Here is a 13,468-nt window from a genome sequence, read left to right as displayed (position 1 = left end):
CATGATAAATTTAAGCGCTATGCTGGAGAAGAACTGCACCAAGAGTGCAGTTCTTTTTAACAGCAAAAAACGGATCCTCGAATATATTGCCGAACTGGCTCATCAACAGCTGCCAGAGATGTCTGAGTACAGCATTCTGGAAGCCCTGATGACCCGGGAAAAGTTGGGTTCAACCGGTATTGGTGGTGGTATTGCCATTCCCCATGGCAAGCTGGACTGCGTTACCTCACCGATCCTGATATTTGTGGTAAGCCAGGATCCGATCCCCTTTGACGCTATCGATAACCAGGGCGTCGATATTTTTTGTGCCATCCTGATCCCGAAAGATCAGTGTCAGGCTCACTTAACTACACTTTCTGGTATTGCAAAACTGCTGACTCAAAAAGATCTGACCAAAAAGATCCGACATGCCAGTTCTGATCAGGAGCTGTATCAGTTATTAATGGACTATAGCCAACAAACGGGTGAAAAATGAAACTGCTGGTAGTCAGTGGCCGCTCAGGTTCAGGAAAATCGGTGGCGCTGAGAGTAATGGAAGATTTGGGCTACTACTGCGTCGACAATATTCCGGTTAATTTATTACCGACTCTCGCTAATGCGGTGATGGGTCAGTATGAGCGGGTTGCCGTCAGTATTGACGTACGTAATCTGCCGAATGAACCGGAAGAGCTGGCGGAGATCCTGTCTTACCTGCCGCGTAAGCTGGAACTGACTATCCTGTATCTGGATGCGGACCACACTACCCTGATTAAACGCTTTAGCGAAACCCGGCGTTTACATCCGCTATCTCACCAGGCGATGTCACTGGATGAAGCGATCTCCCGCGAACAGCAACTGTTAGATCCTATTGCCAGCCGCGCCGATCTCTATATTGATACCACTGACCTTAACGTACACCAACTGGCAGAAGTATTGCGTGAACGGATCCTTGGCCAGAAAACCGGTCGCCTGGTGATCCTGTTTGAGTCCTTTGGCTTTAAATATGGCATTCCCAAGGATGCCGACTTTGTGTTTGATGCCCGTTTTCTGCCCAATCCGCATTGGGAACCAGAGTTAAAGCCCCTGACGGGTCTGGATCAGCCAGTAAAGGACTATCTGGCGGCAGAAGCCATAGTAGGTAAATATATCTGGCAAATTAACAGCTTTATCAGCAGTTGGTTGCCGCATCTGGAGCGTAATAGCCGCAGCTACCTGACGATCGCTATCGGTTGCACCGGTGGCCAACACCGTTCGGTTTATATCGCGGAAAGTCTGGCGGAAAGCTATCGCAGTCAACGTGATGATGTGCAAATCCGGCACCGGGAGTTAAAACGTCATCATGGCCGCTAAACTCAGTCAACAGGTTACCATCATCAATCAGCTGGGGTTACATGCCAGGGCTGCCACTAAGTTGGTACAACTGTGCCAGAAATTTTCGGCTAAGGTTGAACTGATGCAGGATGACGGTAAAACCGCCGATGCCGGTAGTGTGCTGGCACTGCTGATGCTGGCCAGTAGCAAGGGCAAAACCCTGACTGTTACCACTGAAGGGCCTGATGCTGCAGCAGCGCTAGAGGCGATAGTGGCGTTAATAGACGCCGGCTTTGACGAGCTCTGAACCGGCGATTTCGGCCGGTTTTTCTTTATTCCCTCCTCTAAATCTGCTACCTTTACTGCCTTGTTCAGTTTTTTTAATTGAAAATTAGTAGCTTGAACTACTCTTAAACAGCAATCCGCGCCACGCCGGGGTGCGTATCAACCGCAATTTCAGGCTATCTAAACAGGAGTAGCTTATGTTAAATGTGGTCCTCTCGATCTTTTTGCTCGCCTGTATCGCGCCACATCTGTATCGACTGCTCGGTAAACATACTGGTCTGGTGCTAGCGTTGTTACCCGCTACGCTATTTATCTATTTCGCCAGCCAACTCAGTGCCGTCAGCCAGGGGCAGCCGCTGCTGCAAAGCTGGCCATGGTTTCCGGGGCTGGGTATTCAGCTCAGCTTTATGCTGGATGGCTTGTCGTTACTCTTTGCCTTACTGATCACCGGTATCGGCACCTTTATCCTCTGCTATGCCGGCCAATATCTGCAAGGGCATCCGGCACTGGGGCGCTTTTTTTTATTCTTGCTCAGCTTTATGGGCGCCATGCTCGGCCTGGTATTATCCGATAATCTGATCACCTTATTTGTGTTCTGGGAACTGACCACCGTCAGCTCCTTTATGCTGATTGGCTTTAATCACGAAGATAGCGAGTCACGCCAAAAAGCCCATCAGGGGTTGATGGTAACAGTGCTGGGTGGTTTGGCGCTGATGACAGGGCTGATTATGCTGGGTATGGCCGCGGGCAGCTATCAACTGAGTGATGTGCTGCAACAGGATTTGACCGGTCACAGCCTCTATCTACCGATGCTGATCCTGATCCTGCTGGGAGCCTTTACCAAATCAGCGCAAACACCTTTTCATTTCTGGCTACCGAATGCGATGGCAGCGCCGACACCGGTAAGTGCTTACTTACACTCTGCAACTATGGTAAAGGCCGGGGTTTATCTGCTGGCGCGCCTGCAACCCAGCCTGGGAGGCAGTGAAGTCTGGTTGCTGACCTTAAGTGCAGTGGGAGCACTCACTATGCTGACCGGTATTTTCCTGGCCAGCCGCGCCACCGGCATCAAAAAAGTGTTGGCCTATTCCACTGTGATGGCGCTGGGTACCCTCACCATGTTACTGGGGTTAGGTACCGAAAAGGCGGCGCTGGCCGCAGTCACCTTCTTATTGGCGCATGCGCTGTATAAAGGGGCACTGTTTATGATTGCCGGTATTCTCGACCATGAAGCCGGCATTAAGGACTTTGAGAAAGCATCCGGCTTACGTAAGCTGATGCCGCGCACTACCCTGGTTGCGGTAGTGGCGGCTCTGTCTCTGGCCGGAGTGATCCCGCTATTTGGTTTTGTCGGTAAAGAGCTGCTGCTGGAGGCAGTGTTAAGCGGCTCGCAGTGGCAGTTGGGACTAACCGCCGCTACGGTACTGGCGAATATCTTTGTGGTGCTGGTTGCTGCGCTGTTGGCGATTAAACCCTGGTTTGGTCAGGCGTTACCGACACCTAAGCCGGCGCATGATCCGGGCTGGCAAATGTTAGCCGGGCCCGCCGTACTCGCTACGCTTGGCTTAATTTTCGGTCTGTTACCGATGCTGCCGGACCAGTATTTATTAAATGCGGCAGCAACCGCGGTCTATGGCCAACCTATTAGCGGTTATCTGGCACTGTGGCATGGCATTAACCTGCCATTAATGCTTAGCCTTGGCAGTCTGGTGTTGGGTTTATTACTATTCCGCTTCTGGCAGCCGTGGCGCAAACTTACCGCCGTGGTGGAGACGCTGAGTAAAGCCGGGCCGGAAGCCGGCTACAACAAACTGATGGCAGCGCTGGTCAGCTTTGCCGCCTGGCAAACCCGGGTGCTACAGAACGGTTATTTACGCAATTATCTGCTGACGACGATGGCGACAGTGGTACTGTTGGTCGGCTGGGCGATGCTAAGGCTGGAGCACTTTGAGCTAAACTGGCAATTTAGCGATGTCCGGGTGCAGGAAGCCGTGATTTTTCTGGTCTTGCTAACCACCATTATCAGCGCTGTGGTACTGAATTCTTTCCTTGGCGTGGTGGCGCTGCTTGGCGCTCTGGGTTTTGCGGTGGCGCTGATTTATGTGTTCTTTAGCGCGGTCGATGTCGGTATTACCCAGGTGTTGGTCGAAACCATCACTGTGTTGCTGCTGGTGTTGGTACTGTACCGGTTACCCGAATTCCGTCGCCTATCTTCCACCGCCCACCGTGCCCGCGACGCCCTGATCGCAATTGCCAGTGGCACCGTTATTACCCTGTTGATTTTGCTGGTTACCGCCTCCCGCTCCATGGAAGGGATAGCCGGATACTTTCTGGAGAAAAGCGTCCCCGAAGGCTATGGCCGCAATGTGGTTAACGTGATCCTGGTTGATTTCCGGGCCCTGGATACGCTGGGCGAGATTTTCGTATTAGCGCTGGTGGCGATCGGGGTCTATGCCATGGTACACCTGCGAACCGGCGCCAAGCCGGTAACTAATGCCGATAAAAGGTTGACCGCCGAGCAAAAGCGGCAACAATCTGTTAAAGGAGAGCTGTAATGAGCCGTCAGTTTAATATGCGCTCACTGATCCTGAGCACCGGCACCACTATTATATTGCCGCTATTGTTATTGTTTTCTTTGTTCTTGCTGTTACGCGGTCACAATGAACCCGGCGGTGGCTTTATTGGTGGTCTGGTGGCCGCAGCAGCTATCGCCTTAAAATTATTTGCCGATGATTACCCCTCTGCCAAAGCCCTGCTCAGGGTGCATCCGCTGCAACTGGTTGGCATTGGCCTGGCTTTGGCAGCTTTATCTTCACTGCCCTCGTTGTTGGTAGGCGATAACTTCTTTACTGCTCAATGGTGGACACTGCCACTGCCAATTTTTGGTGATTTAAAACTCAGCACGCCGCTGATCTTCGATATCGGTGTTTTTCTTGGCGTGATTGGTACTGTGCTTACCGTTATCTTTACTCTGGTGGAGGCTGAACACTAATGACCACCCTGATGGCTATTCTGATTGGCTGCCTCTATGCCGCCGCCATTTATATGATGCTGCGCCGCTCAATGGTAAAGCTGTTAATCGGTCTGATCTTATTGTCGAACGCGGCAAACTTGCTAATTTTCACCGTCGCTGGCCTGGAACGTGGCGTGCCGCCACTGATTGCTAAAGGTGCAGAAACAGTGGTCGGTGGCTCGGCTGACCCATTAGCACAAGCGTTAATTCTCACCGCTATCGTTATTGGTTTCGGTGTACTGGCTTTTGCCGTGGTATTGCTGCACCGTGCCTATGAGGTGATCCGTACCGACGATATGAACGAAATGAAAGGGACCGACTAATGGATATGTCAGTTCTGATTGCGTTACCGGTGATTATTCCGCTGATTATCGGCGCCCTGTCGTTGGTGGCGCTTAATAACCATGGTGTACAGCGTATTCTGGGCGTACTGGGCACAGCTGCAGTGCTGGTCGCGGCGATAGTACTGATTTGGCAAACCTGGCTTAACGGCATTAAGGTGCTGGAGGTGGGTTCCTGGCCAGCGCCCTTTGGCATAGTGCTGGTGTCGGATTTACTGGGTGCCATTATGGTGTTGCTGGCCGCCATTACCGGCTTCGCCACCGCAGTTTACAGCCTGAAAACGGTGCGTAAGCGCTTTGAGCGCTTTGGCTACTACCCGCTGTTACACCTGCTGCTGGCCGGCGTGAACGGTGCCTTTTTAACCGGCGATATTTTCAACCTCTACGTCTGGTTTGAAGTCTTGCTGGTGGCCTCTTTTGCACTGCTGATCCAGGGCGGCGAGCGGGCACAAATGGAAGGCGCCATCAAATATGTGACGCTCAACCTGTTGTCCTCTGCTCTGTTCCTGACCGCGATCGGCCTGTTGTATGGTCTGGTCGGCTCGCTGAATATGGCGGATATCGCAGTACGGTTGCAGCAGGTTGAAGATCCGAAAATGGTAACGCTGGTGGCAATGCTGTTTTTGATCGCTTTCTCGATCAAGGCGGCGGCCTTCCCGCTGTTTTTCTGGTTGCCGGCCTCTTATCACACGCCTCAGGTTGCCGTGTCAGCGGTGTTTGCCGGCCTGCTCACCAAGGTCGGAGTTTATGCGCTGTACCGGGTATTTACGCTGATGTTTACCGGCGAAGTCGACTTTACGCATCAGATCCTGCTGTGGATGGCGGTCTTTACCATGCTAACCGGGGTGCTGGGAGCAGCATCGCAGTATGAAGTGCGCCGCATCCTCAGTTTCCATATTATCAGCCAGATTGGTTATATGATGCTTGGCCTGGCGCTCTTTACGCCGCTGGCACTGATTGGCGGGGTGTTCTATATCATGCACCATATTATCGTGAAGGCGAACCTGTTCTTTGTCGCCGGTATGATGTACCGGCTGGGTGGCAGTTTTGAATTAAAGCAGCTGGGTGGACTTTATAAGAAACACCCTGGACTGGCGCTACTCTTTATGATCCCGGCGTTTTCTCTGGCCGGGGTGCCGCCGCTCTCCGGCTTTTTCGCCAAGTTTATTCTGATTAAAGCCGGTGTCGAAGCACAAGCCTGGTGGGCGGTGGCCATAGCGCTGTTTGTTGGTCTCTTTACCTTGTTCTCAATGATCAAGATCTGGAATGAGGCGTTCTGGAAGAAAGCGCCAGAGCCAGCAATTGAAGTGCCGGCACCGTACCGCAATACTGCCCTGTACTGGACCACCGGTCTGCTGGCGGCGATGACAGTGGCCATTGGTATCTTTGCCCAGCCAATCTATGTGCTGGCCGAAACCGCCGCGCAGCAGTTACTGGAGCCGCAGCGCTATATTGAGGCTGTGTTGGGAGGCGCGAAATGAATCCATTATTAGCCAATCTGGTAATGGCCCTGATCTGGGCCGCCCTGACCGATACCATGAGTGGTGTCGGCTTGCTGGTCGGCTTTATCGTGTCTTATCTGGTGTTGATCTTCGTTTTTCGCGGTCAGCCAGAGGTGCGTAAATACAGGTTACAGGTACCACGTTTACTGAATTTTATGCTGTTCTTTACCAAAGAACTGATTATGGCCAACCTGAAGGTGGCCTGGGACGTGCTGACACCGACCAATTTGATGAAACCCGGCGTTATCGCGATGCCGCTTCGGGCAGAAACCGATATGGAAATTACCATGGTGGCCAATGCCATCACGTTAACACCAGGGTCACTGAGTCTGGACGTGTCAACCGATCGCAAGGTGCTCTATGTGCATGTAATGTACCTGTACGATGAGCAACAGGTGATGTCTGAGCTAAAACGGATGGAAGCAAAAATTTTAAGGGTGATGCGATGAATAGCATTTTGGATTATGCCGTGCTGGCCGGCTTTGTCATTCTGGGGTTAGCCTTACTGTTAGCCATGGTAAGGCTGCTACGTGGCCCGAGCCTGCCGGACCGGGTCGTGGCACTGGAACTGATCGCCTCTATCACCGTCGGTGTTATCGGTCTTTATGCCATCCGTAGTGGTAAAGACGCCTATATTGATGTCACCATGGTGCTGGCGCTTACCGCCTTTTTAACCGCCATTGGGTTTGCCCGTTATCTGGAACGAGGAGGTCAACGCCATGATCAGTGAACTACTTGCCGCCATTTTCTTATTGGCCGGTTGCCTGTTTATGCTGGTAGCCGCACTCGGCGTGTTCCGGATGCCAGACCTGCTGACCCGAATGCACGCCACCACCAAATCCGGGGTCTTGGGTGCCGGTTTAATTATGTGTGCCGTGATGCTGTTCTTCGGTGAAAGCAGTGTCACCTTAAAGGCGCTAGCGGTGATGGCTTTTACCACCCTCACCTCGCCGATTGCCGCCCATACTATAGGCCGCGCCGGCTACTTTATCGGTGTGCCACTGTGGGAGAAAACCTTAAAAGACGAGCTGCAAGGCTGTTATGATGAGCAAAGCCATACGCTTCGCAGTCAGGAAGCGTCGGACACCGAGCAGAAGAGTTAAGTTAGGCTAACGCCGGATTAATCATTAATCATCCGGCGTTTCACTTCTATTGCCCTCTTTACTGGCAAACGCCTGGCCGCGTTTTAATTCCTGTTCGCCCTGGGTATGTTCCACCGCTTTTAAACGGTGGTGCAGTGCCGTTTTAATCAACATATGAGCACTGACCGGCGCTGTGATCAGTAAAAAGATGGTGATCAGCATTTCATGCACGCTCAGCGTTTCCGGTGACATACTGAAATAGAAAATCGAGCCCAATAAGATCCCTCCCATGCCAAGGGTCGTGGCCTTAGTTGGGCCGTGCAAGCGGGTAAAGAAATCCGGCATCCGTACCAGACCAATAGAGCCAATCAACACAAAGCTGCCGCCGAGTAATAAAAAGAAGGCAACAGCCCACTCAAGCCAATGGTTCATGCTTCCTCCTATTCAATAATGTCGCCACGAAGTAAGAACTTACATACCGCGACGGTACTCACAAAACCAATCATCGCAATCAGCAGCGCCGCTTCAAAATACAGCGGCGAGCCCATCAGCAAGCCATAAAGGATAATCAGCGCGATACTGTTGATATACATGGTATCCAGCGCCAGGATCCGATCGGGCAGGCTGGGACCACGCATCAGCCGCCATAGATTAAGCAGCAATGCCAGGCTAATCATCCCGAACACTAAAAAAATCACCTGCGCTAACATTGGAAGATCTCCTTCAGTGGTGCTTCATAGCGGCTTTTGATGGTGGCAATCAGCTCGGCTTCATTATCCATATCCAAGACGTGGATCAGTAACCAGCGCTGTGGCAGCGGTTCGTCGGGTGCCAGATGCTCGATGCTGGGGTAAATATCGGCACTTACCGTTCCCGGGGTCATCGATACTGACGCTGCGAGAATGGTCAGCGGTAAATTATGTTGTAAATCCAGCGGGATCCGGACAAAGGCAGGGCGCAGCTTCTTAACAGGTCCCAGGATCAACACCGCCACCTGTGCATTAGCGGTAATAATGTCGGCAAACACCCGCAGAATATAACGCAGCGCCAGGCCCGGGCGTTCAATTAATGGCTGCGGATCGCGGAAGCGGTAACAGATCCAGGGAATACCAATCGCCAATACTGTTGCAAAAAACAAATGCAGCAGCGCCAGACTCTGGTTCAGCAATAACCAGATCACAAATAACAGCAGGCTACGATAAGGCGTCGGCAACCAGCTAAAGCGGGGTGTCATTCTCATGGTAAGACTCCTGAGCCGGGAAGAATGCTTTGGATGGTACCCAGCACATCTGCCAGTTGGCGGGCGGCAGCAAAGCTAAGTTCTGTCAGTGGGCCGGCGAATACCATTAGCAGCAGGCTGGCACTGAGTAACCATAACACGGCAAATAATTGTAAAGGTTGCACCCGCTCTTCGGCTTTTTGCATACCACTTACCCGCCAGAACAGGGTACTACCGGCACGTGACAGACCAATCAGTACTAATAGGCTGGATAACAACAGAATAGCCCACAGCCAGTATTGACCATTGGCGCCAAAGGCCGCCTGCAGCAGCATCACCTTGCCGATAAAGCCTGATAACGGCGGTAGGCCAGCGACAGAAATAGCACACAGCACAAAGAGCGTGCCCAACAACACCGGTTGATTCACCCGCCGCGCGGCGACCAGTCGATCCTGTGCCTTGCCACGCTGGGTCGCAATCAAATCTGCCAGCAGGAATAAGGCGCCACAGATCAAGGTCGAGTGTACGGTGTAATACAGTACCGCAGCATGGGCAGCGGTATTTTGTACTGCCACCAGCACCACCAGACTGCCAACCGAAACCAGCACCAGATTGGCAACCAGCTTACGGAAATCCTGACTGGCCAGCACACCAATGGCGCCAAGCAGCATCGTCGCTAAGCCAAAGGGCCACAACCAACTGTTCGCTAACCCTTGTAGTGGGCCAGCTTGCTCGCCAAAAATGGTGGTAAACACCCGCAGCAGTGCATAAACACCAATCTTGGTCATTACCGCAAACAGGGCGGCAACAGGCGCCGAGGCGGAGGCATAGGTAGCCGGTAACCAGAACTGCAGCGGCAAAATAGCCGCCTTCAGCGCAAAGACTATCAACAGCATTAAGGCGCCGGCTTTAACCAGCATCAGGTTATCATCCGGCAACTGGGTGACTTTCAGTGCCATGTCGGCAATATTCAGCGTGCCCAGGGTACCGTACAGGATCGCCAGGGCCAGCAAGAACACTGCCGAGCCGGTCAAGTTTAGTATCACATAATGCACAGTCGCACGGGTTTTATTTTTGCCACCGGCATGGATCAACAACGCATAGGAAGCAATCAGCAGGACTTCAAAAAATACGAACAGGTTAAACAGGTCGCCGGTAAGGAAGGCGCCGTTAATCCCCATTAGTTGGAACTGAAACAGCGGGTGGAAGAATGAGCCTTTTTCATCTTCACCGGCACTGCCATAGCTGATGGCGCCCAGAGCCAGAAAGGCAGTTAGACACAGCATAATGCAGCTGACCAGATCAGCCACCATTATGATACCAAAAGGCGGTTGCCAATTCCCAAGGGCGTAAAATGTCAGCCCTTGCTGCTGAATAGTGAGCAATAAGACGACGGATACCACCAGCAGCAATGCAGTGGCGATCATACTGAGCCAACGCCGGCGCTGTGGTGAATAGTGGATTGGCGGCAGCATAATCAGCAGCGCCGTTAAAAACGGCAGTAATATCGGCACCAGGATCAAATGATTCATTTGGTGCGCTCCCGCTTGGCGTGACGCGGCGCCGGCATACTGCCATCCACGTGGTCATTCCCCAGATCGGCGCGGGCCCGGATCGCCAGGATCACTAAAAAGGCTGTCATCGCAAAACCTATTACTATCGCGGTTAATACCAAGGCCTGTGGCAAAGGATCCGCGTAATTGTCGGACGTTCCCAGTACCACTGCACCTTTCAGATTTAAGCGGCCGGAGGCAAAGATAAACAAATTGACCGCATAAGACAGCATGGTCAAACCTACCACGACCGGGAAGGTACGGCCACGCAGCATTAAAAACACGCCACAGGCGGTTAAAAAACCGATACATAAGGCAAACAGGGTTTCCATTACAATTGCTCCTTATGAGTTGGCCGGTACGAGGTGGTCATCTTACCCAGGCTGGCCAGGATCAGCAGGGTCGCGCCAACAACAGTGACATAGACGCCCAAATCAAAAGCAATAGCACTGGCCAGTTCGATTTCTCCAAATAGCGGTAACTGGAAGTAGTCGAACCAGGACGTCAGATAAGGGCGGCCAAACAGCCAGCTTGCTAACCCGGTCATAAAGGCAATCAATAGACCCACTGCCACCACCCGCTGATACTCGATATTCATCCGCGCTTTAACCCAGTCCACCCCTTGCGAGATATAGAGCAGGATAATGGCCACCGCAGTAATCAAGCCGGCGATAAAGCCACCACCCGGCAGGTTATGCCCACGGAAGAAAATATAGATAGACACCATCAGCGCCAGCGGCAGGATACTCTGGGCCACGGTGGCCAAGAGTAACGGGTGCCGCTCTCGGGCCCAGGGCCGGCCTTCGCCGTCGCTGCTGGGTTTAAATACCGGAATACGGGTTAGTAATTTAAAGATCCCCAGCGCAGCAATCCCCAGTACCGCGATTTCACCCAGCGTATCAAAGCCGCGGAAATCGACCAGGATCACGTTCACCACATTGGTGCCGCCACCGCCGGTTTTGGCATTGGCAATAAAGAAATCAGAAATGGTGGTAAAGGGCCGCGTCATAATGGCATAGCTTAGGCTACCGACAATAATACCGACCAGAGAGGCCAGCCCCAGATCCCGTACCACCTTAGATGGCTCAGATTGTTTCGGCGTTTTATGTGGCAGGAAGAACAGTGCCAGCATTAGCAGAATAATGGTCACCACTTCCACACTTAATTGTGTCAGTGCCAGATCGGGGGCCGAAAAGCGGGTAAAGGCAATCGACACCATCAGGCCCACCACTGAAATCATCAGTAAGGCCACGACCCGTTTGCGATGCCAGACCACAGTGGCAAAGGCACTGATCAGCAGCATAGCGGCACCGGTCGCATTAACCGCATCGATGGGAATTTCCGCCCGGCCGCCGCCCAGCGCATCCATCTGGATCAGCGGCAAGCCGGCCAGGATCACAAAGGCGGTTAACAGCAGCGCCATATAACGCTGCAGCGAACCATTATCAATCCAGTTATACAGTTTTTCGGCGCTGCGGGTCAGCTGTTTCATCAGCTGCTCAAAAATATTCAGTGTATCGACACCAGGTAGCGCACTCTGAAAATCAAACAGTTGCTTGCGTTTTACATACATCAGCACACCACCGGCCAGCGCGATGGCACTCATCAGCAGCGGCAGATTAAAGCCATGCCAGATCGCCAGGCTGTACTCCGGTAAATTACCGGCGAGCACCGCACTGGCTGCGCTATTTAATAAACCGCCAACCAACATCGCGGGTGCTATCCCAACCAGAATACAGAGCACTACCAGCACCTCAACCGGTAAGCGCATATAGCGCGGCGGCTCATGCGGCGTCTTGGTCAGTCCTTTCGGCTGACCATTAAAGAACACGTCATGAATTAAGCGTAACGAATACGCGACCGAGAAAACCGCCGCCACCGTTGCCAGTAGCGGAATAATCCAGGATAAGGCGCCCAGCAGGTGCTGTTGCAATGTTTCGGCGAAAAACATTTCCTTTGACAGGAAACCATTCAGCAGCGGCACCCCGGCCATGGCCGCAGCGGCCACCATCATCAGGGTTGCGGTGATCGGCATAAACTGCCACAGACCATTTAGGCGCCGCATATCGCGCGAACCGGATTCATGGTCAATAATACCGGCGGCCATAAAGAGTGAGGCTTTAAAGGTCGCGTGGTTAATAATATGAAAAACGCCGGCCACCGCCGCCAGCGGCGCATTCAGACCAAACAATAAGGTGATCAACCCCAGATGGCTGATGGTGGAATAGGCCAGCAGGCCCTTTAAATCATGTTTAAACAGCGCCAGATAAGCACCAACCAACAAAGTCGTCAGGCCGGTTAAGCTAACCAGCAAGAACCAGAGCTCAGTGCCCGACAACGCTGGGTAAAAGCGCGCCAGCAGAAAGATACCGGCTTTAACCATAGTAGCAGAGTGCAGATAGGCACTGACCGGCGTCGGGGCCGCCATGGCATTGGGTAACCAGAAATGAAACGGGAACTGTGCTGACTTGGTAAAACAGCCCAGTAAGAACAGCACCAGCAGCAGCGGATACAGACTGTGTTGCTGAATTAAGGCTCCCTGCTCTAAGATATCAGCCAGTTGGTAACTGCCGGCAATATTGCCCAGCAGTAAAAATGCCGCTAACAAACAAAGCCCGCCACCACCGGTAATGGTTAATGCCATGCGAGCGCCACGGCGCGCTTCAGACTTATGCCACCAGAAGCTGATCAGTAAAAAGGAACTGATGCTGGTGAGCTCCCAAAACAACCAGATTTGCAGAATATTACCCGACAGCACTATCCCCAGCATCGCCGTCATAAACAGCATCAGAAAGCTGTAGAAACGCGGCATCGAGTCCTGCTCAGACAGATAATAACGGGCATACAGAATAATCAGCAGGCCAATGGCCAGGATCAGTAAGGAAAACAGGTACGCCAGGCCGTCCAGCCGGATGGTCAGATCCAGCCCCAGCAGCGGGATCCATTGCCATTGCTGCAACAATACCTCGCCGGAAAACACGCTTTGAGTGGTGCTTAATAAGATCGCCAGCGCCAGCGCTGGCGCCGCCGCGGTACCCCAGGCATTACGGCTGCGGGATTGTTTGGCCAGCAATAACGGCACCAGGGTCCCCAGCATCGGTAGCAGCAAAATCCATAACACATTCATAGCGCAGTAAGTTCCTGTAAGTGATTAAGTGGCTGACCTGAGTAACAGCAGCACCC

16 protein-coding genes are annotated in these 13,468 nt (G+C 52.7%); 10 read left to right on the top strand and 6 right to left on the bottom strand.

Annotated elements, in window-relative coordinates; translation table 11 throughout:
- Nucleotide 1: 1 nt before the first annotated feature.
- The 10 genes from ptsN to mnhG all read left to right on the top strand — a co-directional run bounded on the left by ptsN (nucleotide 2) and on the right by mnhG (nucleotide 7,534).
- Complete coding sequence (gene ptsN / locus AEST_RS02650; protein WP_008606860.1) at nucleotides 2-475, top strand: PTS IIA-like nitrogen regulatory protein PtsN; 474 nt, start codon at nucleotides 2-4, stop codon at nucleotides 473-475.
- Complete coding sequence (rapZ, locus tag AEST_RS02645) at nucleotides 472-1,329, top strand: RNase adapter RapZ (protein WP_008606859.1); 858 nt, start codon at nucleotides 472-474, stop codon at nucleotides 1,327-1,329. Before ptsN ends, rapZ begins: the two co-directional genes overlap by 4 nt.
- Nucleotides 1,319-1,597, top strand: a complete 279-nt coding sequence (locus AEST_RS02640) for an HPr family phosphocarrier protein (RefSeq protein WP_008606858.1) — start codon at nucleotides 1,319-1,321, stop codon at nucleotides 1,595-1,597. The genes rapZ and AEST_RS02640 overlap by 11 nt, the downstream gene beginning before the upstream one ends.
- Before the next feature lie 175 nt (nucleotides 1,598-1,772).
- Entirely contained in the window at nucleotides 1,773-4,130 is a 2,358-nt protein-coding gene (locus tag AEST_RS02635) for a putative monovalent cation/H+ antiporter subunit A (protein WP_008606857.1), read from the top strand.
- Nucleotides 4,130-4,567 (top strand): Na+/H+ antiporter subunit B, encoded by a 438-nt coding sequence (locus AEST_RS02630; protein ID WP_008606856.1) that lies wholly within the window; start codon nucleotides 4,130-4,132, stop codon nucleotides 4,565-4,567. Before AEST_RS02635 ends, AEST_RS02630 begins: the two co-directional genes overlap by 1 nt.
- Nucleotides 4,567-4,911 carry a Na+/H+ antiporter subunit C gene (locus AEST_RS02625; RefSeq protein WP_008606855.1) on the top strand — a complete coding sequence of 115 codons (345 nt, stop codon included), beginning with the start codon at nucleotides 4,567-4,569 and terminating at the stop codon, nucleotides 4,909-4,911. Before AEST_RS02630 ends, AEST_RS02625 begins: the two co-directional genes overlap by 1 nt.
- Nucleotides 4,911-6,410, top strand: a complete 1,500-nt coding sequence (locus AEST_RS02620) for a Na+/H+ antiporter subunit D (protein WP_008606854.1) — start codon at nucleotides 4,911-4,913, stop codon at nucleotides 6,408-6,410. Before AEST_RS02625 ends, AEST_RS02620 begins: the two co-directional genes overlap by 1 nt.
- Nucleotides 6,407-6,880 carry a Na+/H+ antiporter subunit E gene (locus AEST_RS02615; RefSeq protein ID WP_008606853.1) on the top strand — a complete coding sequence of 158 codons (474 nt, stop codon included), beginning with the start codon at nucleotides 6,407-6,409 and terminating at the stop codon, nucleotides 6,878-6,880. The genes AEST_RS02620 and AEST_RS02615 overlap by 4 nt, the downstream gene beginning before the upstream one ends.
- Nucleotides 6,877-7,161 (top strand): MrpF/PhaF family protein, encoded by a 285-nt coding sequence (locus AEST_RS02610; RefSeq protein WP_008606852.1) that lies wholly within the window; start codon nucleotides 6,877-6,879, stop codon nucleotides 7,159-7,161. The genes AEST_RS02615 and AEST_RS02610 overlap by 4 nt, the downstream gene beginning before the upstream one ends.
- The gene (gene mnhG / locus AEST_RS02605) at nucleotides 7,151-7,534 is read left to right on the top strand and encodes a monovalent cation/H(+) antiporter subunit G (protein WP_008606851.1); all 384 of its coding nucleotides are present in this window, start codon (nucleotides 7,151-7,153) and stop codon (nucleotides 7,532-7,534) included. The genes AEST_RS02610 and mnhG overlap by 11 nt, the downstream gene beginning before the upstream one ends.
- Before the next feature lie 24 nt (nucleotides 7,535-7,558).
- Here mnhG and AEST_RS02600 read toward each other — a convergent pair whose 3' ends face one another.
- From AEST_RS02600 to AEST_RS02575, 6 genes are read right to left on the bottom strand one after another with little or no spacing between them, the layout of a single operon-like run.
- A complete protein-coding gene (locus AEST_RS02600) occupies nucleotides 7,559-7,945 on the bottom strand; it encodes a Na+/H+ antiporter subunit G (RefSeq protein ID WP_008606850.1) in 387 nt (128 codons plus the stop codon).
- An 8-nt stretch (nucleotides 7,946-7,953) separates the two neighbouring features.
- Entirely contained in the window at nucleotides 7,954-8,223 is a 270-nt protein-coding gene (locus tag AEST_RS02595; RefSeq protein ID WP_008606849.1) for a K+/H+ antiporter subunit F, read from the bottom strand.
- Nucleotides 8,217-8,753, bottom strand: coding sequence for a Na+/H+ antiporter subunit E (locus AEST_RS02590; RefSeq protein WP_008606848.1), 537 nt, complete (start codon nucleotides 8,751-8,753; stop codon nucleotides 8,217-8,219). The genes AEST_RS02595 and AEST_RS02590 overlap by 7 nt, the downstream gene beginning before the upstream one ends.
- Nucleotides 8,750-10,264: a monovalent cation/H+ antiporter subunit D gene (locus AEST_RS02585; protein ID WP_008606847.1), complete on the bottom strand. Its 1,515-nt coding sequence runs from the start codon at nucleotides 10,262-10,264 to the stop codon at nucleotides 8,750-8,752. The genes AEST_RS02590 and AEST_RS02585 overlap by 4 nt, the downstream gene beginning before the upstream one ends.
- Nucleotides 10,261-10,617: a Na+/H+ antiporter subunit C gene (locus tag AEST_RS02580; RefSeq protein WP_008606845.1), complete on the bottom strand. Its 357-nt coding sequence runs from the start codon at nucleotides 10,615-10,617 to the stop codon at nucleotides 10,261-10,263. The genes AEST_RS02585 and AEST_RS02580 overlap by 4 nt, the downstream gene beginning before the upstream one ends.
- Nucleotides 10,617-13,412, bottom strand: a complete 2,796-nt coding sequence (locus AEST_RS02575; RefSeq protein ID WP_008606844.1) for a monovalent cation/H+ antiporter subunit A — start codon at nucleotides 13,410-13,412, stop codon at nucleotides 10,617-10,619. The genes AEST_RS02580 and AEST_RS02575 overlap by 1 nt, the downstream gene beginning before the upstream one ends.
- Nucleotides 13,413-13,468 lie beyond the last annotated feature (56 nt).

The organism is Alishewanella aestuarii B11 (genome assembly GCF_000280055.1).
GTDB classification, from domain to species: Bacteria; Pseudomonadota; Gammaproteobacteria; order Enterobacterales; family Alteromonadaceae; genus Alishewanella; species Alishewanella aestuarii.
The sequence above is the reverse complement of the archived record's forward strand: the minus strand, read 5'-3'. Positions and strand labels throughout refer to the sequence as shown.